A 20224-nucleotide genomic window follows, 5' to 3' on the forward strand; every position below is an offset into this window, starting at 1 on the left:
CCTTCGGTTTGTGCGCGGTCGGTGAGCGCCGTTCGGGCCGGGAATCGAGGGTCCCTCGGGACGCTCATCTTGGTTCCGGCAGGAGGCGGGGCTAGGCTGTGGCGTCGCCTTGCATCGTTCCCGTGGGCGCACGAAAGGAAGCGCTCCATGGCGTTGGAAAATGACACCCAGGCTCCTGATTTCGAGCTCTTCAACCAGTTCGGCGAGCGGGTGCAGCTCAGCGAGTTCCGCGGGAAGAAGTCGGTCGCCCTGGTCTTCTTCCCCCTGGCGTTCTCCGGAATCTGCAGTGGCGAGCTGTGCGAGCTGCGGGACAACCTGTCGTTGTTCGTCGCCAATGAAGTGGAACTGCTCGGCATCTCGGTCGATTCCCGTCACGCCCTGCGTGCCTGGGGGGAACAGGAACGGTACACCTTCGACCTCCTGGCCGACTTCTGGCCGCACGGTGCGGTCGCTAAGGAATACGGGGTGTTCCTCGAGCAAAAGGGCTTTGCGAACCGGGCCACGTTCTTGATCGACCTTGAGGGGATCATCCGGGCCAGCTTCATCACCGCGCCGGGCGAGCCCCGGTCGCTGGAGGCCTACCGGGCTGCGATCGGCGAACTCCAGCCGGCTTGAACCCGGCCGCGGTCCACCCGGCGCGCAGAATCTGTATGATGGACCACGGCCTTCACCGGCCGTTGCGTCAGGGGCCTTTAGCTCAGTTGGTAGAGCGCCACGTTTACACCGTGGATGTCATCGGTTCGAGCCCGGTAGGGCCCACACATAACCCCCTGATCACGTCCGTTGCGAACGAGCCCCAGCCGAGTGCCACGACAGTTTCCAGGGAGAACACGTGAATCAGCCACGCATGAACGTCGAATCGTTCAACCTCGATCACCGTACGGTTGTCGCACCCTACGTGCGCCTGGCCGATACCAAGATGCTGCCGCAGGGGGACACCATCGTGAAGTACGACGTGCGCTTCACCCAGCCCAACGTCCTTCACCTGGAGATGCCGGCAGTGCACTCGATCGAGCACCTCTTCGCCGAGCACTCCCGCAACCATTCCACCCGAGTCATCGACTTCTCGCCGATGGGCTGTCAAACCGGTTTCTACCTCATTCTGCAGGGGCAGCCGGAGTACGCCGAGGTCCTCGAGTTGATCGAGGCCACCATGACCGACATCCTCGGCGCCACCGAGGTGCCCGCCGCCAACGAGGTTCAGTGCGGGTGGGGAGCCAACCACTCGTTGGCAGCCGCCCAGGACGCCGTGAAGGTCTTCCTGGCCGCCCGCGGCGCCTGGGCCACCGTCACCGCATGACGACCGTCGACGCGATCATTCTGGTCGCGATGGAGGAGGAGGCCGCTCCGTTCCTGGCGGCGGCCACCGCTTCCGCGCCGCCGGTCGCCATCGGCAGGGCCCGCCGGCACCGCCTCACCCTGGCCGGGCGTGAAGTGCTGCTCGTGCAGAGCGGCATCGGGCTGGTCAACGCGGCCGGTGGGACGACATCCGCACTCCTCTTTGTGCGCGCCGAGGACCCCGAGGCGTCGCCGCTGGTGATCAGCGCGGGTTCGGCCGGCGGGGTGGGTGCCCAGGTGCGGGTGGGCGAGGTGGTCATCGGGAGCGAATACCTCAACAGCGACGCTGACGCACGCGTCTTCGGGTACGCGCTCGGCCAGGTGCCCGGCATGCCGGCTCGCTACGAGGGCGCGACTGAGGCGCTGCGCGGCGCCGAGTCGGCTGCCCGGATGCCCGACGGATCGGCGCTGGTCGTGCGCCGCGGGCTGCTGGTCTCCAACGACGCCTTCGTAAGCATGGAGCGCGCAGAGAGCCTCCGCGTGCTGTTCCCCGGGGTTCTCGCCACCGACATGGAATCCGTGGGCGCTGCTCAAACCTGCTTCGCTTATGGCGTACCGTTCGTGGCGGTCCGCGGCATCTCCGACCTGTGCGGACCGATTGACGATCACCTCACCCACATCGACGACGCGGCCGACCGCTCGGCCGCGGTCGTACTGGAGATGCTGCGCAGGTTCGCCGACTGACTCGGCCTACGCCCCATCCGGCCGTCACCGATCCTCGGTGCGTGCAAAGGTCGGACGCAGGTTCTTTAATCGCTCTGCGGAGCCGGGTTCCGCGCGACACGCTGGAAACGGCGTGACTGAGAAAGTCGCTGCCCGCCGCGGAATAATCGTTGCTTTCCCGCGGAGCCGAGTGGTCGTGAAGGCACCGTTCACACTCACGCGCGAGCGACTTCGATGCGAGTAATTTCGACCCGAGTAACGGATGCCAGGGGGGGGTGAACGTCGTCATGTCCCGGTCTGACCGTCAATCGTTCGGCCTCGCCGTCGAGGAGTTGCCCAACGCGCACCTGAACAGCACGCACCTGTGTTCGTCGTTCCTGCGGGTGCTGCCCGTCACCGGCGTGGCGATCTCCACCCTCGGCGCACCGTTCGGCACCGAAACCGTGTTCGCGTTCCCGATGGTCGTCGGAACGTTGGACGTCGGAGCGGTTGACCTGTACTCCCGCCGCCCCCGCACCCTGACCGGACTTGAGATCGCGACGCCACGATGCTGATCGTGATCGCCGCCCGGCAGGTGCCTCGGCGCGTCCTGCTCGAGCATACGGTGAAGCCGGACCCTGACGCCGACGAGGGCTACTCGCGTCGCTTCGTGCACCAGGCGACGGGGATGGTACTGGCCCAGTTGAACGTGGGAGCCTCGGATGCCCTCCTGATCCTCCAGGGCTACGCGTTCTCCCACGCGCGCACGGTCCGCGAGGTAGCGGACGATGTTGTGGCGCGAAGAATTCGCTCTCACCCACACCGTCGACATGGAAGAGGCCTTCGCGATCCTGCGTCAATATGCCCGCGACAACGGCCAGCGGCTGGTCGAGGTTGCCGAACAGGTTGTGAACCGAACCCTCGACCTATAAACCCCGCACGGTCTAGAATCGGAATATGCCCCAGACCCTGGCTGCACATGTCCATTTCGTGAACAATCAGGGGTCTACCATGAAGCGTCTATTTCACCCCGGCGGATCGGTCATCACGGGCGATGACCTTGCGGATGCCGTCATGCACTATGCCGAGGCGTTGAGTCTCCGTCCCCAGGTCGATGTCGTCGACATCCCGATCGTCAAAGAGACCGGCCTGCTTGGTCGCATCCAGATCCTGATCGGCGGATCCGGCCAATTGGTCTGCGTTACTGCCGGTTCCGCACGGTCAGAGCTGCTGGAGCCGGAGACGGTGGACACTCTCCGCCATAAGGCCCTGGTCGGCACGGCCTCGGGCCGAGCCTCGTGGACGGGCGACGGCCTGGATTCGCCACAGTTCGACGAGTTCGACTACTGACGTCCTGACCGACGCCGGGACTTTCGGCCCTGTTCTGTCGGATCGTCGCGCGACATCGTAGACCCCGTTCTGCCCGCTGTGCCGGGGAGCGGAGGAGGTCGTCATGGACAACCGTGTTGTAGTGGGGGTCAGCGGTCGGCCGGCGGCTCGGGCTGCGCTGCAGTGGGCGATCGACTATGCGCGTCCCCGGCGCCTGGAGATCGAGTTGGTGCACGTCGTCGACGCGACCTTCGGCACGACCACGGTCGGGTTTCTGCACTCGGCCCGCGAGCAGGCCGAACTGTTGCTCGCCCGTGAGGGCGAGGAGACCCGCAGTGTCGCTCCTGACTTGACTTTTCGCACGACGGTCCTCGAGGGCTCGCCCACCGGGGCCCTCACCGACTGGGCAGTCGGCGCGCAACTCCTCGTTGTGGACTCGCACGCCCTGGGCCGGTTTCGGGACTATGTCTTCAGCACCCAAGCCGCGCAGGTCGCGGCTTACGCCGGCGGTTCCGTCGTCGTCGTGCCCGAGCGGGAGGAACAGCGCGGCACCGGCGTCGTCGTCGGGGTGGACGGTTCCGAGGCATCCCTCGCCGCCGTGACATTCGCCTCGGATCAGGCGGACCGCCTGGCGAGCGGTTGACGGCGCTGTACTGCTGGAGCGCACCGGCCCCTTGGACCGAAGAGCGCGCCATGATCGACTGGCCGATGGTGCCCGATGAGGGGGACCGCGTGGTCCTCGCCGAAGCGGTGGCGGGACTGGCCGAACGCTATCCGGACCTGGTGCTTGACCTGCGGCTGGACCTCGGGTTGCCGGCGGACGCACTCGTGTCGGCGGCGACCGGTGCGCGGCTTCTCGTTGTGGGCAGCCACGGTCGTCACGGGTTCGCTCGCTTCTGGCTGGGTTCGGTCAGTCATGTGATCGTTTTGACCATGCCCTGCCCAGTCGCCGTGATCAGGGTCGCCGCCACCGAGACCGGACCGGTCAGCGAACCCGTCTAAATGATTCACAACGCTCGAATCGGAGCGTGCGAATCGGAAAGTGTCAGTCGGACCGTGCGATCAGCACAGGCACGCTGATTTTCATCAGGACGTCGTGGATGACTGAATCGATCACCGACTGGGTCACGGGCCTCGGATGTGAAACTCCGAGCACAGTATGGCAGCTTCGCTGCCGACATCGAGCAGAGCCTCGGCCGGCGGCCGGTGCACCAGCCGGGGATTCACGAACACACCGGGGGTCGCGGCAGTCGCGAGCTCCGGGCTCCGCACGCAAAGTCGACGGCGCATGCACGAGGATGAGTTCGTGGCCAAGGCGGCGCGCCTCCTGGGCGCCGCGAATGACGGCCGAGGTGGATCCCTCGAAACGGTCGACACCCACGACGACTCCACTTCGGCTGTCTGTGGTTGATTCCGGCACCACGGCGACGGTGCAGCCGGCCGCCGCGGCGATCTGAACGCTGCGCGAGCCGAGCACGTGTCCGCTCAGGGAGCCGGTCTTGTGGGTTCCGACGACCAAAACATCGTCGGATGTCGGCACCGCGGCGAGCGTCCAGGCGGGAGACCCGTGCAGGACGAGCGCGCCGATGTCCAGCCCGGGATGCGTCTTCGCCGCGGTGATCTCCTGCGTGAGCAGACTGCTCGCCCGGCGCTCGGCCTCCCGCGCGTAGTCGGGACCCAGCAGCCCCCACTCATCGTCGACGACGTGCACCAGGACCACGGGCGACCCGTCCGCTTCCGCCCGAGCCAGACCCCAGCGGAAGGCGGACCGGCTCGGATCCGATCCGTCGAATCCGATGTAGGAGGTGTTCACCGCTTCTTCACACCTTCCGTGGAGTCCGGTCGGGACTCGGCGCGTTCACCGGCCGGGCGGGGGACCACAGCGACCGGGCACGGCAGGTTCATCAGCACGTCGTGGCTGACCGAACCGAGAAAGAGGCTGCCGACGGCACCCCGGCCGTGTGTGCCGACGACGACGAGGGACGCCGTTTGGGAGGCGTTCACGAGCACGGATGCCGCGGTGCCCTGTTCCAGAACCTCGGCGATATGCAGCGCCGGATGCGCGTCGCGAACCCTCCTCGTTGCCCCCGACAGGATGCGCGCGTGGGCGTCCCGTATCTCCTCGTAGGGCAGGACGGCACCGTATTCGACGGCCACGGTCGCGGGAATGTTCCAGGCATGGACGATATCGAGAGGGAATTTGTAACGCTCGGCTTCGCGGGCCGCGAAGTCAACGGCGACCAGAGCCGTGACGTCGTTCTCCATGCCCACGACGATGTGGCCGCCACGTGCCTGCCAGTTGACGGGGACGACGACGGCGGGGCATCGGGCGTGGGCCGCGAGGCGAAGGGGAAGGGTGCCGAAGACCGTCCCGGCGAGAACACCGGTCTTGTTCGTGCCGATGACCAGAAGGTCGGCGGTCGCCGACGCCCGCGCCAGCTCATCGACCGGGACGCCATGTCGGATGTAGCTCGTCTTCCGGCAGGAGGGTGCCACCTGTTCGACCCGTCGAAGGGCTTCCGCGAGCGCGCGCTCGTAGGCAGGCTGACTGGAATAGTCCGATCCCTCAGCGGGGTACCAGCCCAGCTCCACCACCGTGGTGAGTTCGAGTTGCACGGGCGTGCCCTGCATCCGTTCGAGCGTCACGACCCGGTCGAGTGCCCACTCCAGGGCCGCCTTGCTCGCGGCCCCACCGTCAATGGCGACGATCACTTTTTCAACCATGGGTGTGACTCCTGCTCTGGGGTGGAATCGCACCGGACAGTCCGCTCCACGCTATGATCGCAGTGCCTGCCGGACCGGGACAGGGCCGAAGGTCCCGTGCGGGTAGTATCCCCGCTACCAGACGAGAGGCGGTCCTCGGTCATGCCCCACGAAACTATCCCGGTCACCCTGAACGAACGTCCCGAGGCTTGCCCGGAGACAGTGATCGACCTGCCGGCGCACCTGCCCCTCCCGCGCCGGTCGCGGTGGGTGGCCGCATCCGCCGATTTCATCGAGGGTTTGCGGGGTGAGCGAACGGGTGACCCGCTGATGTTGCTGGCAGACATCTTCGCGTCGGCTGCGGATGCGGACCTAGTCTGCGTCATCGGGCCGCCTGGTGTTGATTCGGGCGTGGGGGACGGTTTTGTCGTCCACGCGGCTCATGGCAGTGCCACTCGACCGTTGGACGGCCTGGCCTTCCCCGTGGCGGGTAGCCTGTGCGGCCGGGCGATGGCCACCGGCCGGCCGGTCCTCGTCGGCCGGGAAGAGCGCGAGGCTGCGGGCCCCGAGTCGCTCCTGATACTCGGGTCGACCCTGGTGGTCCCGCTGGGGAAAGCCGGGGAAACCGGCCCGCCCGCAGTGGTGCTCACGGCCTCCCGGCCCAGCGGGGCGCCCCCGTTCACTGCCGTGGACCTCGATACGGCCGTCGAGTTCGCCCGACTGGCATATGCGGGCCGCCACCTCGAGCGGAGCAGCACGGACCGGGCGCGTCTGGCGGTGCGCACCGATCGCGACCGGATCGCACGTGAGTTGCACGACCGGGTCATTCAGCGGGTCTTCGCTGTCGGGCTCGCCTTGCGCGCCCTCGGCGGGATGACCGCCGACCCGGTGTTCGGACGGCGGCTGGCCGACCAGGTGGGAGCCCTCGACGCGGTCATCGCCGACCTCCGCACCGCGATCTTCGGGTTGTCGACGCAGGCGGACCCCGACCGGCACGGGCTTCGCCGCAGCATCGTCGACCTGCTCGACGAGGTCGGACCTCTCTTTGCGCACCCGCCGCGGGTGGTGTTCTCCGGGGCGATCGATCTGCTCGTTTCCACCTCGCTGGCTGATGATGTCGTGGCGGTCGTGCGCGAGGGGCTGACCAACGTGGTCCGGCACTCCGGAACCCGGGAGGCTGAAGTGCGCGTCTCGGTCGCGGCGCACATCCTCACGGTCGAGATCGGCGACACCGGCGTCGGTCTTACCGGCGCAAGTCGGCGCAGCGGCGTCGCTAATCTGGCGGTCAGAGCCGAACGCTGGCAGGGGATGGTGTCGCTGCGCGACCGGGCGCCGCGCGGTGCCGAGCTGCGTTGGACGGCGCGCGTGAGCGACGCTTCCGCAGGGACTTCCCGATGACGCGCGTGTTCGTGGTCGACGACCACGACGTCGTCCGTATCGGCCTGGCTGCCCTGATCAACGCCGAAGCTGACCTGGAAGTGGTGGGGGAGGCGGCAACGAGGCGGCAGGCCGTGGCCAGGGTCGCCGCCACCCGGCCGGACGTCGTGGTCCTTGACGTGCGGCTGCCCGACGGAAGCGGCATCGACGCCTGCCGGGACATCCGGGGGAGGGATCCCGGCATCCGGTGCCTGATGCTCACGGCGTTCGACGACGACATGGCCAGCCGCGCCGCCGTCCTGGCTGGGGCGTCCGGCTATGTCTTGAAGGACATCCGCGGTGATCGCCTGGTGCAGGGAATCCGGCGTGTGGCAGGGGGGGAGTCGCTGCTCACCCCGCTGCTGGCCGGCCGGGTGGCAACCTCGTTGGGGCTGGACCGAGGCGACCCTGCCGCCCGAGCGCTGACGACGCGGGAACGGCAAGTCCTCGATCTGATCTCCCGGGGCCTCACCAACCGCCAGATCGGCGAGCACCTCGACCTGGCGGAGAAGACGGTGAAGAACTATGTGTCGGGGGTGCTCAGCAAACTTGGCATGGAGCGCCGCACCCAGGCCGCCGTCTTCGGGGTGGAGTTGCAGCGCCAGGAGGGTTCGTCCAATGTTCGAATTCACCCGGCCGCTCCCGGTACGCTGGCCGGATGAAGCCGTTTCGCACTAACCGGGTTGTGCCCGGACCCGGCCAGGAATCGGTCTGGGATTACCCGCGACCGCCTCGCGTGGAGACGAGTGCCGACCGGGTCGTCGTCACCCTCGGTGGCCTGGTCCTGGTCGACACCGACGATGCCGTACGGGTTCTCGAGACCAGCCATCCGCCGGTCTACTACCTGCCGCACTCCGCGTTCCGGGCGGGGAGCCTCGAACCGGTGACCGGCCGATCGTACTGCGAGTACAAGGGCGAGGCGTCGTACCTGAGCGTGGTCACCCCGGGGTGTGTGGAGGAGGCGGCCGGGTGGTACTACCCGTCGCCGACGCGGGGCTTCGAGGATCTGGCGAACCGCGTCGCGCTGTACCCCGGACGGATGGACCTCGTTACCGTGAACGGGGAAGCGGTGCTGCCTCAGCCGGGCGACTTCTACGGCGGCTGGATCACCTCCCGGGTCGTCGGACCGTTCAAGGGGGCTCCCGGCACCCTCGGATGGTGACGCCGCCGCGAACCGTCGCGAGCCGGCTCGGCGTGGCCCCCATCTTTCTGGCCGCGCTGCTCTGGGGCACGACGGGCACGGCCGCGCACTTCCTGCCCGGCAGCGTCAGCCCGCTGGCGACCAAGGGCGGCCACGATGGCCGTGGGCGGCGCGCTGCTCTTCACGCTTTCCGCCCGAAGCGCCCGGGCAACCCTCCGAAACTGCTCCGTGCGCCGCTGGGTGCTGGCCGGGGTCGCCGGCATCGTCGTCTACCCGCTCGCTTTCTACAGTGCGATGAACCTGGTCGGGGTGGCGGTCGGCACGGTCGTGTCGCTGGGGTCTGCGCCCGTCTTTGCCGCGGGGATCGAGTTCCTGGCGGAGCGCCGGGCAGTCACACGGCTCTGGACACTGTGCACACTGGTGGCTCTGCTCGGCACGATTCTGCTGATCACCGGCCGGCAGTCGGACCAGGCCGCCGGGTCCGCTCCTCTGGGCGTTCTGCTCGGGCTGCTCGCGCGATCGGGCCCATGTTCGTCGCCTATCTGCTCTTAGGCCGCGGCCCGCGCACGGTCCGCGGCAGCACGGCGACCAGCCTCACCCTGGTCCAACCTCTCGTGGCTACGCTGCTGGCGGTCCTGATCGTCGGCGAGCGGTTGCCACCGTCCGGCTGGGCCGGGCTCGGGCTGGTTCTGGTGGCGGTGACCGCGCTTGCAGTTCCTCGGAATTCCGGTCAATCGTCGTCAGGAGGGCGCACCGCCTCGTCACCGGTAGGCTGACGAGGTGCCCGTCTCACTCGCCGATGTAAGTCGGATCATCCATGAACTGTGGCCGTTGTCCGGTGCCGAAGTCTGGGACGCCCCGGGTCTGGTCTGCGGCAACCCCGGCCAGCCGGTCGAATCGATCCACCTGGCCGTGGACGCCGTCTCCGCGACCGTGGACGAGGCGGTCGGACATGACGCAGACCTGCTCCTGGTGCACCATCCGCTCCTGCTGCGCGGCGTCACGTCGGTCGCCGAAGACCGTTACAAGGGCGCCCTGATCGGTCGTCTGATCCGAGCGAATTGCGCTCTCCTTGCGGCCCACACCAACGCGGATGTCGTCGTGGACGGCGTCTCGGACATCCTCGCCACCCGACTCGGCCTCGTTGACGCAACCCCCATCACGGCGGGCGCCGCGGCGGGAACGGGAATCGGCCGGGTCGGCCGGCTCGCGCACCCGACCACCCTGGGCCAACTGGCCCACCGCCTCGCCCAGCTCCTGCCGGCGACCGCCACCGGCGTCCGGGTCTCGGGGGAGTACGGCAGTGTCGTCGAAACCGTCTCGCTCTGCGGTGGTGCAGGCGATTCCCTTCTCCCTCATCCCGCCGTGCAGGCGTCCGATGTGTATATCACCTCCGATCTCCGTCACCACCCGGCGTCGGAGGCCCGTGAGCAGTCCGGGCTGTCGGGGGGCACCCCTGCCCTGATCGACGTGTCGCACTGGGCCAGTGAATGGCTCTGGATCGAGCCGGCCGCCGAACAGCTGCGGGCTCTTCTGCCCGGTGTGCGCATCACCAGCAGTTCCCTGCGCACGGATCCCTGGGACTTCGCGATCGTGCAGTAGCCTGCCGATGAAGTTCGGATCCACCCCCAACGCTCGTTCATATTTCTATTCGCAAAGGTCAGGACATCGTGAAGGCATCCCCAGTAGAACAGAAAGAGCTTCTCCGGCTTCAGGCCCTCGACATCCGGCTGCAGCAGGTCGAGCATCAGACGAAGGCCCTGCCCCAGCACGCCGAGATCCGGGAACTCACCACGTTGTTCGACACCACCCGGATGGCCTTCGGCACCCGCGCCGGCGAACGTGATGACGTGCGCACCGAGCTGGCGCGGATCGAATCCGACGTCGAAGTGGTCGAGAAGCGCATCGCGCGGGACACCGACCGGGTTCAGCACACTTCCTCGGTGAAAGACGTGCAGGCTTTGGAGACGGAGCTTGCGGCGCTGCGCAAGCGCCTCCTGGCGCTCGAGGAGATCGAGATCGCGGTGATGGAACGGCTCGAGGAGAGCGATGCGACCGTCTCCGCGGTGGAGGCGGAGCGGGACGCGATCGCGCTCCGGATCCACGACGCCGAGCAGGCGCGCAACGAAAGCCTCGCCGATCTGAACCGGCAGCTCGGCCAACTCCGCCGGGACCGGGCAGCCGTCGCCGGCAGCGTCGCCGAGGACCTCGCCACGCTGTACGAGAAGCGCTTCGTGACGGGGCGGGGCAACGCCGCCGCCCTGTTGCGGGCGCGCACCTGCAGCGGCTGCACGATGACGCTCACCGGCAGCGACCTCGATGCCGTGCGTTCCTCGCCGGCCGACGAGGTCCTGTTCTGCCCGGACTGCGGGGCGATCCTGGTTCGCACGCAGGAGTCCGGGATCTAGGTGGAGCCGGGCCCCGCCGGCGGCCTGTACTCTAGACTGTGGAATGGGTCGGCAAGACGGTCGCGTCATCCGCTACCTTCGGGTCAGCGGATGCCGAGGAACGTCCGGGCTCCGCAGAGCAGGATGGTGGGTAACGCCCACCCGGGGTAACCCGCGAGACAGTGCCACAGAAAGTAGACCGCCTCCGGTTTCGGCCGGTGGTAAGGGTGAAACGGTGGTGTAAGAGACCACCAGAGGCCAGGGTGACCTGGTCGGCTAGGTAAACCTCGTCCGGAGCAAGGTCAGACAGGAAACGCCAAGGCGGCTCGCCGAGTTTCCGGGTAGACCGCTAGAGGGCTGCGGCAACGTAGTCCCGAGATAGATGGCCGTCCAGGGTGCTACGGCATCGGGACAGAACCCGGCGTAATAGCCGGCCCATTCCACCTTCCGGCCTCCAGGTTCTGCGCCGGGGTGCTCTGCCGCTCCGGACAGGTCAGTCCTGATGCTTGACGGCGAGTGCGGCGGCCCCGAGGATCCCCGCGTTGTTGCGATGCACGGCCGGGATGATGGCTGTCTTCAGTCGCAGAAGGGGCAGGAAGTCCTGGTGGTGCTTGGACACGCCGCCGCCGACGATGAAGAGGTCCGGCGAGAACAGTGCTTCCAAGGTCGAGTAGTACTTCTGCAGCCGACCGGCCCATTTTTCCCAGCTCAGGTTCTCCCGCTCCTTGGCGGAGTACGCGGCCTTGGTTTCGTAGTCGACGCCCTCGATCTGCAGATGGCCGAGTTCGGTGTTCTGCACCAGCAAACCGTCGTTGAGCAGTGCGGTTCCGATTCCGGTGCCGAGGGTCGTCATGATGACCACTCCCTTCACCCCCTTCGCCGCGCCGAACTGCGCCTCCGCGTAGCCGGCGGCATCCGCGTCGTTCACGAAGTGAATGGGCTGGCCAAGACCCTTCTGGAAGAGATTCTCGGCGGAGAGGCCGATCCACTTGTCCGAGACGTTGGCGGCCGACATGGTGTGGCCGTTCTTGACGACGGCGGGGAAGCAGATGCCCACCGGCAGCGCGCCGGCACCCTCCTCGGCGGAAACGATTGTCAGGAGGGTCCTGGTCGTTTCGATGATGTCGGCTGGTCGACCGCCTTTAGGCGTGGGAAGCTTCACGCGATCGGACAGGAGCTTGCCGGTGGACAGATCGACCACCGCTCCCTTGATCCCGGTGCCGCCAATGTCAATGCCGATGGCCATGGTTGAACTCATAGTCAAAACCTACCGGTTGTCAGGAGAGGGTGAGGATCTCGGCGCCGCGGTCGGTCACCACGAGGGTGTGCTCGAACTGGGCGGTGATGCTCTTGTCCCGGGTCGTCACGGTCCAGTCATCCGCCCACATGTCCCAGTCGGTCCCGCCCAGGGTGAGCATCGGTTCGATCGTGAAGACCATGCCGACCTCCATCACGGTGTCGTAGACGGGAGCGGAGTCGTAGTGCGGGATGATCAGGCCGGAGTGGAAGGCCTCGCCGACGCCGTGTCCGGTGAAGTCCCGAACGACCCCATAGCCGAACCTCTTGGCGTAGGACTCGATGGTGCGGCCGATCACGTTCACCTGGCGTCCGGGAGCGACGGCCCTGATACCGCGGGCGAGAGCCTCCCGGGTGCGTTCGACGAGGAGCCTGACCTCGTCCCGTGCCTCGCCGACGATGAAGGTGGCGTTCGTGTCGCCGTGCACACCGTTTTTGTAGGCGGTGATGTCTATGTTGACGATGTCGCCGTTCTCAAGAACGGTGTCGTCCGGGATGCCGTGGCAGATGACCTCGTTCACGGAACTACACAGTGATTTGGGAAACCCCCGATAGCCGAGCGTCGACGGGTAGGCGTCACGCTCGATCATGAACTCGTGGCCGATCCGGTCGAGTTCCTCTGTCGTCACGCCGGGGCGGATGGCCTGTGCGACCGCTTCGATGGCCCCGGCCGCAATCCGGCCTGATTCCCGGATCAGCTCGATGCGCTCGGAGGAGTACAGATCCGATCCTGTGAAGGCCGAGGGCATCCCCTTGCCGACGTACTCTGGGCGCACGATGTGGCGGGGAACGGAGCGGAGCGGAGAAACCGCGCCCGGGAGGAGGTGACCAACAGAATCCTTAGGCATAGGATCAAGCTTATGTCCGAAGGCACCGATCATCAGTTCTGGTACAACATGCGCACGGGCGCGGTCGAACAGGGGATGCAGTCCCCCGCCACGGACCGCGTCGGGCCGTTCGCCACCCGGGAGGAGGCCGTCCACGCGCTGGAGAAGCTGCGCGCGAACAGCGCCAAATGGGCCGCGGAAGAGGCCGAGAACGACCGCTAGTCCCGCGAGCGGCGAGTTTTACTCGTAGCTATGTTCCGGCCCGGGGTACGCGCCGGAGTCGACGTCGTCCTTGAACCGGTGCACAGCATCCGTCAGCACGCCGCGCAGGTTGGCGTACTGCCGAACGAATCGGGGCACCCGCCCCTCGGTCATGCCGGCGAAATCCGTCCATACCAACAGCTGGCCGTCTACGTCGGGCCCAGCACCCACCCCGATCGTGGGGATGTCGAGCCGTGCGGTGACCAGTGCCGCGACCGTCGCCGGGACCATCTCGAGCACGACCGCGAAGGCGCCGGCGTCCTGCACCGCGAGGGCGTCTTCGATCAGCTGATCTGCGGCCTCGCCGCGGCCCTGGATCATATGTCCGCCCAGCCCGTGCTCGCTCTGAGGGGTGAAGCCGACATGCCCCATCACGGGGATCCCCGATGACACGATGCGCTTGATCTGCTTGTGGCTGCGAACCCCGCCCTCAAGCTTGACCGCGTGGGCCTGCGCTTCCTTCATGAAACGCACGGCGGTGTGCAGGGCCTCGCTCTGGCCGGTCTCGTACGAACCGAAGGGCATGTCTGCGACGACGAGTGCGCGGGTCACGGCGCGCGCGACGGCCCGGGTGAGCGGGATGAGTTCGTCGACCGTCACCGGAAGGGTGGTCTCGTAGCCGAACACGTTGTTGCCGGCCGAATCGCCCACGAGCAGGAAGTCGATGCCGGCCTGGTCGAAGATCTGGGCCGTGAGCATGTCGTAGCTGGTGAGCCCCGTTATCGGGATGCCCTGCTGCTTGGCGTTGTGAAAATGGCGCGTGCGCACCCGTTTGGGTCCGGACTGCACAGAAACGAAGGGATTCAGCTCGCTGACGGGCTGGGGTTCATCCGGAACGGTCGACTCTGGCATGCCTCAAGTGTAGTCAAGGCGCGTTCGGGCCGATCGGCGGCCGGTTTCGCCCGAGAGCCGACGCCAGACAGTAGCCTAGGGAGCGACAAGAAAGGGCGTGAATGGACAAGCAGCGCGACTTCGTTCTTCGGACCATCGAGGAGCGGGGAATCAAGTTCATCCGACTCTGGTTCACGGATGTCGTCGGCACCCTCAAATCGGTGGCCATCGCACCCGCAGAGGTTGAGGGCGCATTCGCCGAGGGTCTCGGTTTCGACGGTTCGGCGATCGAGGGTCTCACCCGGTCGTTCGAGGCGGATGTGCTCGCGCACCCGGACCCGACCACGTTCCAGATCCTGCCCTGGCGCGGTGAGATCGACCCGACCGCCCGCATGTTCTGCGACATCATGACGCCGGACGGTCAGCCGGCCGTCGCCGATCCGCGAAATGTGCTTAAGCGCACGCTGGCCAAGGCAGCCGACCGCGGTTTCACGTTCTATACCCACCCCGAAATTGAGTTTTACCTGCTCAAGTCGTCCAAGTATGGCAAGAACGGCCCCGTGCCGGTGGACCACGCCGGCTACTTCGACAACGTTCCCGGCGGCACAGCCCACGACTTCCGCCGCCGGTCGGTGCGGATGCTCGAAGACCTTGGCATTTCGGTGGAATTCAGCCACCACGAGGCAGGTCCCGGTCAGAACGAGATCGACCTGCGCTATGCGGATGCGCTGACCACGGCGGATAACATCATGACCTTCCGCACGGTCATCAAGGAGGTGGCCATCGAGCAGGGCGTCTACGCGACGTTCATGCCGAAGCCGATGTCGGAGCACCCCGGGTCAGGAATGCACACGCACCTGTCCCTGTTCGAGGGCGACACCAACGCGTTCTTCGAGGCGGGCGCGCAATACCAGCTCTCTAAGACCGGTCGCCAGTTCATCGCCGGGTTGCTCAAGCATGCCCCGGAGATCACCGCGGTCACGAACCAGTTCGTGAACTCCTACAAGCGCCTGTGGGGCGGGGACGAAGCCCCCAGCTTCGTGTGCTGGGGTCACAACAACCGGTCCGCCCTGATCCGGGTGCCACTGTACAAGCCCAATAAGGGGCAGAGCGCCCGCGTCGAGTACCGGGCTATCGACTCGGCAGCGAATCCGTACCTCGCGTACTCCCTCATGCTGGCCGCCGGGCTCAAGGGAATCGAAGAGGGCTACGAGCTTCCCCCCGAGGCCGAGGACAATGTGTGGGGCCTGAGCGACACCGAGCGGCGCGCTCTGGGCTACCGGCAGCTTCCAGCGAGCCTGGACCACGCGATCCAGTACATGGAGGAGTCCGAGTTGGTCGCCGAGACGCTGGGCGAGCACGTGTTCAACTATGTGCTGCTCAACAAGCGCCAGGAGTGGAAGGAGTACCGCTCGCAGGTCACTCCCTTCGAGCTCGACAAGAACCTCGAGATGCTATAACGGTCGGGAGACGAGACCCGATGGCACGGGAACAGCTGACTCTGACCGAGCTCGCCCGGGTAGGCTTCGTCGAGCTGCGAGAGGTGCGTTTTCGGCTGGACGAGGTCGGTGACCTGGGCGGACCCGAATCGGACGCCCTGCTGCCGCTGCTCGGCAAGACGGCCAACCCGGATGCCGCCCTCGCGGCCCTCGTGTCGCTGCTGCGCCGGGCGCCGCACGAGGTGCGGGCGTTGTTGCTGCACCCGGAGCCGACCCAGCGGCTGCTGCGGGTCGTCGGCGCGTCGAGCGGACTGACCGAGTTCTTCCTGCGTCATCCGGAGGAATTGACGGTTCTCGCCCAGCCGCTCACGGCCCTTCCCGACCTGCCGGAACTGATCGAGGACCTGCTGGATGCGGTCGGTACGCGGGACGGGTTCGCCAGCCTCGTCGACGATGAGGGCTGGGTCGCCCTGCGGGTGCGCTACCGGCGCCGCCTGGCGCAGCTGGCCGCCTACGACCTCGAGCAGGCCGACCCGGTCGCGGGCCTGGACGCCGTCGCCCGCACGCTCGCCGACCTGGCGGCCGCCGCGCTGGAGGCCTCCTTGGCCGTCGCGCGGAGCATGTCCACCGGCCTGGTCGCGGGGCGAGGCGTATTCCCGGAGGAAGAGGTGCGCGCCACCCGGCTCGCGGTGATCGGCATGGGCAAGGCCGGCGCCGGCGAACTGAACTACGTCAGCGATGTCGACGTGATCTTCGTCGCCGAGGGTGACCCGGTCGCCGGCCTGGAAGCGCCGCGCGCGGTCGATATCGCCACCCGGCTCGCGATCCTGCTGATGCGGGGCCTGAATCAGCCCGCCGTCGAACCCGAGCTCTGGGAAGTGGACCCGAACCTCCGTCCCGAGGGCAAGTCCGGCGCCCTGGTGCGATCCCTTGAGTCTCACCTGGCCTACTACGACCGTTGGGCGAAGAGCTGGGAGTTCCAGGCGCTGCTGAAGGCCAGACCGCTGGCGGGCGACCTCGAGCTCGGGGGCCGGTATGTGGCGGCGGTGTCCCCGAAGGTGTGGACCAGTGCCAGCCGGGAGAATTTCGTCGAGTCCGTGCAGCGGATGCGCAAGCGCGTCACCAAGAACATTCCGGAGGACGAAGTCGCCGTGCAGCTGAAGCTCGGCCCCGGCGGCCTCCGCGACATCGAGTTCACCGTGCAGCTTCTGCAGCTCGTGCACGGTCAGGCGGATCCGGCGGTTCGGCAGGCCGGCACCCTGCCAGCGCTGACCGCGCTGGCCGAGAGCGGATACGTCGGGCGCGCTGAAGCGGCCGAGTTCGCTCAGGAGTACCGCATCCTGAGGCTGATGGAGCACCGCCTGCAGCTGGAGAAGCTCCGGCGCACCCACCTTGTCCCGCGCGACGAGTCGAGCCTGCGCGTCCTCGCCCGGGCGACCGGGCTCGCCCCGAACGCCGCCCAGCTGAGCGTCCGGTGGCTGAACACCAAGCACCGGGTGCGTGGCCTGCATGAGCGCCTGTTCTACCGCCCTCTCCTGTCGGCGGTGGCCGCGCTTCCCGCGGACGGGCTGGGCCTCACCAGCGCCCAGGCCGAGGCCCGGCTGGCCGCCATCGGATTCCGCAACACCAAGGGCGCCCTCGGTCACATCGCGGCCCTCACCGGCGGGGTGTCCCGACGGGCGACGATTCAGCGCAATCTACTGCCTGTGCTGCTGCAATGGTTCTCCGAGGGAGCCGACCCCGACTACGGGCTGCTCGCGTTCCGGCGCCTGAGCGACAGTCTCGGTACGACCTACTGGTTCCTGCGCATGCTCCGCGACTCATCCGGGGCCGCCGAGCGACTCACCCGGGTGCTGTCCTCATCCCGTTTCGTCGGCGAGCTCCTGGAGACGATTCCCGAATCCGTGGCCTGGCTGGAAGACGAGGACGACCTGCGGCCCCGCAGCGCGGCCACCCTCCGTGCGGAGGCCCGCGCCGTGCTGGCACGGCACGAGAGTCCGGATGCGGCCGCCTCGATCCTGCGCACGGCCCGGCGCCGCGAAATGCTGCGGCTGGCGTTCTCGGCGATTTTGGGCCAGGTCAGCATCGACGAGCTGGCGACGGGGCTCACCGACGTCACCGCCACCATCATCGAGGGGGTGCTCGCCGCCATCCGTGGCACCACGCTCGACGGTGCCGAAGACGGTCAGGACGCCGACGGGATCGAATTCGCCGTGATCGGCATGGGCCGGTTCGGCGGCTCGGAACTGGGGTTCGGCTCGGATGCCGACGTGATGTACGTCTTTCGCCCGGGCACCCTCACCGGCGAGGCAGCCCACGACCGGGCGAAGTTCATCGTCAAGGAGTTGTCGCGGCTCACTGATGACAACCGCCTGCCTCTGGACCTGGACATCGGGCTGCGCCCTGAGGGGAAGAACGGTTCCGTTGCCAGGTCCCTCGAGTCCTACGAGGCCTACTACCGGCGTTGGTCGCTCACCTGGGAGGCACAGGCGCTGTTGCGGGGGAGAGGAGTCGCCGGCGACGCCCGGCTCCTGGCCGACTTCGAGGCCGTCGCCGACGAGGTGCGGTATCCGTCATCGATCAGCGAACAGGCGATCCGTGAGGTCAAGCGGATCAAGGCCAGAGTCGAAAACGAACGGCTGCCGCAGGGCGCCGATCCCAACCGGCACCTCAAGCTCGGCCGAGGGTCGTTGAGCGACGTGGAGTGGTTCGTGCAGCTGCTTCAGCTGCAGCATGCGGCCGACATCGCCGAGCTGCGCACCTCGTCGACGCTCGGCGCCCTCCGCGCGGCCGTCGCCGCGGGCCTGGTCAACGAGACGGATGCCGAAACTCTCACCACCGCGTGGGTCTTCGCGTCCCGCTGCCGGTCCGCGATCACCCTCTGGACCAACAAGACCGCGGATGTCCTCCCGACCGACCGCGTGCAGCTCGAGGGCGTCGCCCGGGTGATGGAATACCCGCCGGGCTCTGCCAACCAGCTCGAGGAGGAATACCTCTCGGTGACCCGCCGCGCCCGCGCGGTGTTCGAGCGCCTGTTCTACGGGCCGGTGGAGCGCGCCGGCCCCTTCGGCGGGTAGGTCCGGTACAGAGGAGGACCGCATCCCCGAGGGGATGAGGTCCTCCTGCCTATACCAGGCCGGTTGCCGGGGCTACGGTCTAGACGCCGTAGTAGAGCTCGAACTCGAACGGGTGCGGACGCTGCGCGAGCGGCTTGATTTCCATCTCACGCTTGTAGTCGATCCAGGTTTCGATCAGTTCGGGCGTGAAGACGTTGCCGGCAAGCAGGAAGTCGTGGTCGTTCTCGAGGGCTACGAGGGCCTCGCCGAGCGACGCGGGAACCTGCGGGATGTTCTTGGCCTCTTCGGGCGGCAGCTCGTAGAGGTCCTTGTCGACCGGCTCGTGCGGTTCGATCCGGTTCTTGATGCCGTCCAGGCCGGCCATCAGCTGGGCGGCGAAGGCGAGGTACGGGTTGCCCGAGGCATCGGGAGCGCGGAACTCGATGCGCTTCGCCTTCGGGTTGGTGCCCGTGATCGGGATCCGGATGGACGCAGAACGGTTGCCCGCCGAGTAGACGAGGTTGACGGGAGCTTCGAACCCCGGCACCAGACGGTGGTAGGAGTTGACGCTCGGGTTTGTGAAGGCGAGTACGGCCGGTGCGTGCTTGAGCAGACCACCGATGTACCAGCGGGCGACGTCGGACAGTCCGCCGTAGCCGGACTCGTCGTAGAAAAGGGGCTTGCCGTCGGCCCACAGTGACTGGTGCGTGTGCATGCCGGAGCCGTTGTCGCCGAACAGAGGCTTCGGCATGAAGGTGGCGGTCTTTCCCCACTCGGCCGAGGTGTTCTTGACGATGTACTTGAACTTGAGCAGATCGTCGGCTGCGTGCACCATGGTGTCGAAGCGGTAGTTGATCTCGCCCTGGCCGCCGGTGCCGACCTCGTGGTGGCTGCGTTCCAGGATGAGTCCGGCGTCAATCAGCTTGAGGCAGATGTCGTCGCGCAGGTCGGCGTGCTGGTCGACCGGGCTGACGGGGAAGTAGCCGCCCTTAAAAGGCGTCTTGTTGGCGAGGTTCCCGCCGACCTCTTCCTTGCCCGAGTTCCAGGCACCCTCGCTGGAGTCCACGGAGTAGAAGCTGGAGTGCTGGTTCACTTCGTAGCGAACATCGTCGAAGATGTAGAACTCGGCCTCCGGAGCGAAAAATGCGGTGTCCGCGATCCCGGTCGAAGCCAGGTACTTCTCGGCCTTCTTGGCAACCTGACGCGGGTCCTTCGAATAGATCTCGCCGTTGCGCGGGTTGTAGATGTCGAAAAGCATGATGAGGGTGCGCTCGGTGCGGAACGCGTCGATGTAGGCCGTGGTCACGTCCGGGATCAGCTGCATGTCGGATTCGTGGATCGACGCGAAACCGCGGATCGACGAACCGTCGAACATCTGCCCGACCGTGAAGAACTCCTCATCGACGGTCGACGCGGGGATGTTGAAGTGCTGCTGAACACCCGGCAAATCGGTGAAACGGATGTCAAGGAACTTGACGTCCGTGTCTTTGATGAACTTGAGCACTTCTGACGAATCGCGGAACATGCGGTTTTTTCTCCAAACGACGTGGGCATAGAA

At 67.0% G+C, this 20224-nt stretch carries 24 protein-coding genes, 1 tRNA gene, 1 other RNA gene and 1 pseudogene; 21 read left to right on the plus strand and 6 right to left on the minus strand.

The window, feature by feature from the left end:
• The first annotated feature begins 147 nt into the window (after positions 1-147).
• From E3T40_RS08910 to E3T40_RS08950, 10 genes and pseudogenes are all read left to right on the plus strand, one after another.
• A complete protein-coding gene (locus tag E3T40_RS08910; protein WP_134543166.1) occupies positions 148-615 on the plus strand; it encodes a peroxiredoxin in 468 nt (155 codons plus the stop codon).
• Between the two features lie 71 nt (positions 616-686).
• A tRNA-Val gene (locus tag E3T40_RS08915) sits at positions 687-759 on the plus strand.
• 88 nt (positions 760-847) lie between these two features.
• The gene (locus tag E3T40_RS08920; RefSeq protein ID WP_104171090.1) at positions 848-1300 is read left to right on the plus strand and encodes an S-ribosylhomocysteine lyase; all 453 of its coding nucleotides are present in this window, start codon (positions 848-850) and stop codon (positions 1298-1300) included.
• Entirely contained in the window at positions 1297-2022 is a 726-nt protein-coding gene (mtnN, locus tag E3T40_RS08925) for a 5'-methylthioadenosine/S-adenosylhomocysteine nucleosidase (protein ID WP_104194407.1), read from the plus strand. The genes E3T40_RS08920 and mtnN overlap by 4 nt, the downstream gene beginning before the upstream one ends.
• A 254-nt stretch (positions 2023-2276) precedes the next feature.
• Positions 2277-2555: a hypothetical protein gene (locus E3T40_RS08930; RefSeq protein WP_134543167.1), complete on the plus strand. Its 279-nt coding sequence runs from the start codon at positions 2277-2279 to the stop codon at positions 2553-2555.
• Positions 2549-2665: pseudogene (locus E3T40_RS17590) on the plus strand (hypothetical protein); the annotation flags it as partial. The gene E3T40_RS08930 and the pseudogene E3T40_RS17590, both read left to right, overlap by 7 nt.
• A 103-nt stretch (positions 2666-2768) precedes the next feature.
• Positions 2769-2912: an ANTAR domain-containing protein gene (locus tag E3T40_RS08935; protein WP_134543168.1), complete on the plus strand. Its 144-nt coding sequence runs from the start codon at positions 2769-2771 to the stop codon at positions 2910-2912.
• Positions 2913-2991: 79 nt separating this feature from the next.
• Complete coding sequence (locus E3T40_RS08940; protein WP_104171093.1) at positions 2992-3330, plus strand: hypothetical protein; 339 nt, start codon at positions 2992-2994, stop codon at positions 3328-3330.
• A gap of 103 nt (positions 3331-3433) precedes the next feature.
• Complete coding sequence (locus tag E3T40_RS08945) at positions 3434-3952, plus strand: universal stress protein (RefSeq protein WP_134543169.1); 519 nt, start codon at positions 3434-3436, stop codon at positions 3950-3952.
• A complete protein-coding gene (locus E3T40_RS08950; protein ID WP_166786610.1) occupies positions 3949-4311 on the plus strand; it encodes a universal stress protein in 363 nt (120 codons plus the stop codon). The genes E3T40_RS08945 and E3T40_RS08950 overlap by 4 nt, the downstream gene beginning before the upstream one ends.
• Before the next feature lie 43 nt (positions 4312-4354).
• Here the strand turns inward: E3T40_RS08950 and E3T40_RS08955 are convergent, their stop codons facing one another.
• Together E3T40_RS08955 and E3T40_RS08960 are read right to left on the minus strand one after the other, a co-directional pair.
• Positions 4355-5122 carry a universal stress protein gene (locus tag E3T40_RS08955; RefSeq protein ID WP_134543171.1) on the minus strand — a complete coding sequence of 256 codons (768 nt, stop codon included), beginning with the start codon at positions 5120-5122 and terminating at the stop codon, positions 4355-4357.
• Entirely contained in the window at positions 5119-6033 is a 915-nt protein-coding gene (locus E3T40_RS08960) for a universal stress protein (RefSeq protein ID WP_134543172.1), read from the minus strand. Before E3T40_RS08960 ends, E3T40_RS08955 begins: the two co-directional genes overlap by 4 nt.
• A gap of 141 nt (positions 6034-6174) precedes the next feature.
• Here E3T40_RS08960 and E3T40_RS08965 point away from each other — a divergent pair, with 141 nt between their 5' ends.
• The 8 genes from E3T40_RS08965 to rnpB all read left to right on the plus strand — a co-directional run bounded on the left by E3T40_RS08965 (position 6175) and on the right by rnpB (position 11398).
• Positions 6175-7410, plus strand: a complete 1236-nt coding sequence (locus tag E3T40_RS08965; protein ID WP_134543173.1) for a sensor histidine kinase — start codon at positions 6175-6177, stop codon at positions 7408-7410.
• Complete coding sequence (locus tag E3T40_RS08970) at positions 7407-8090, plus strand: response regulator transcription factor (protein ID WP_104101926.1); 684 nt, start codon at positions 7407-7409, stop codon at positions 8088-8090. Before E3T40_RS08965 ends, E3T40_RS08970 begins: the two co-directional genes overlap by 4 nt.
• Positions 8087-8590, plus strand: coding sequence for a DUF427 domain-containing protein (locus tag E3T40_RS08975; RefSeq protein WP_134543174.1), 504 nt, complete (start codon positions 8087-8089; stop codon positions 8588-8590). The genes E3T40_RS08970 and E3T40_RS08975 overlap by 4 nt, the downstream gene beginning before the upstream one ends.
• A gap of 135 nt (positions 8591-8725) precedes the next feature.
• Positions 8726-9121: a hypothetical protein gene (locus tag E3T40_RS17055; protein WP_241981724.1), complete on the plus strand. Its 396-nt coding sequence runs from the start codon at positions 8726-8728 to the stop codon at positions 9119-9121.
• Entirely contained in the window at positions 9097-9345 is a 249-nt protein-coding gene (locus E3T40_RS17060; protein ID WP_241981725.1) for an EamA family transporter, read from the plus strand. The genes E3T40_RS17055 and E3T40_RS17060 overlap by 25 nt, the downstream gene beginning before the upstream one ends.
• A 4-nt stretch (positions 9346-9349) precedes the next feature.
• Positions 9350-10171, plus strand: a complete 822-nt coding sequence (locus tag E3T40_RS08985; protein WP_104171098.1) for a Nif3-like dinuclear metal center hexameric protein — start codon at positions 9350-9352, stop codon at positions 10169-10171.
• 68 nt (positions 10172-10239) lie between these two features.
• Entirely contained in the window at positions 10240-10977 is a 738-nt protein-coding gene (locus tag E3T40_RS08990; RefSeq protein ID WP_104171099.1) for a zinc ribbon domain-containing protein, read from the plus strand.
• Positions 10978-11021: 44 nt separating this feature from the next.
• Positions 11022-11398: RNase P RNA component class A (gene rnpB / locus E3T40_RS08995), an RNA gene on the plus strand.
• A gap of 51 nt (positions 11399-11449) precedes the next feature.
• Here rnpB and ppgK read toward each other — a convergent pair.
• Both ppgK and map read right to left on the minus strand, forming a co-directional pair.
• On the minus strand, positions 11450-12214 hold the full coding sequence (gene ppgK / locus E3T40_RS09000) for a polyphosphate--glucose phosphotransferase (protein ID WP_104171100.1): 765 nt from the start codon (positions 12212-12214) through the stop codon (positions 11450-11452).
• Positions 12215-12233: 19 nt separating this feature from the next.
• Positions 12234-13100: a type I methionyl aminopeptidase gene (gene map / locus E3T40_RS09005; protein ID WP_104171101.1), complete on the minus strand. Its 867-nt coding sequence runs from the start codon at positions 13098-13100 to the stop codon at positions 12234-12236.
• A gap of 12 nt (positions 13101-13112) precedes the next feature.
• Between map and E3T40_RS09010 the strand changes: the two genes are divergently transcribed.
• Complete coding sequence (locus E3T40_RS09010) at positions 13113-13301, plus strand: SPOR domain-containing protein (protein ID WP_104171102.1); 189 nt, start codon at positions 13113-13115, stop codon at positions 13299-13301.
• Positions 13302-13319: 18 nt separating this feature from the next.
• Here E3T40_RS09010 and panB read toward each other — a convergent pair whose 3' ends face one another.
• Positions 13320-14192 (minus strand): 3-methyl-2-oxobutanoate hydroxymethyltransferase, encoded by an 873-nt coding sequence (gene panB / locus E3T40_RS09015; RefSeq protein ID WP_104171103.1) that lies wholly within the window; start codon positions 14190-14192, stop codon positions 13320-13322.
• Between the two features lie 101 nt (positions 14193-14293).
• Between panB and E3T40_RS09020 the strand changes: the two genes are divergently transcribed.
• The gene (locus tag E3T40_RS09020) at positions 14294-15631 is read left to right on the plus strand and encodes a glutamine synthetase family protein (protein WP_104101951.1); all 1338 of its coding nucleotides are present in this window, start codon (positions 14294-14296) and stop codon (positions 15629-15631) included.
• A gap of 20 nt (positions 15632-15651) precedes the next feature.
• Positions 15652-18687, plus strand: a complete 3036-nt coding sequence (locus E3T40_RS09025; protein ID WP_134543175.1) for a bifunctional [glutamine synthetase] adenylyltransferase/[glutamine synthetase]-adenylyl-L-tyrosine phosphorylase — start codon at positions 15652-15654, stop codon at positions 18685-18687.
• A gap of 79 nt (positions 18688-18766) precedes the next feature.
• On the opposite strand, the gene glnA is transcribed toward E3T40_RS09025, so the two are convergent.
• A complete protein-coding gene (gene glnA, locus E3T40_RS09030) occupies positions 18767-20191 on the minus strand; it encodes a type I glutamate--ammonia ligase (RefSeq protein ID WP_104101957.1) in 1425 nt (474 codons plus the stop codon).
• Positions 20192-20224 lie beyond the last annotated feature (33 nt).

It is taken from the genome of Cryobacterium sp. TMT1-19 (assembly GCF_004403055.1).
Taxonomy (GTDB): domain Bacteria; phylum Actinomycetota; class Actinomycetes; order Actinomycetales; family Microbacteriaceae; genus Cryobacterium; species Cryobacterium sandaracinum.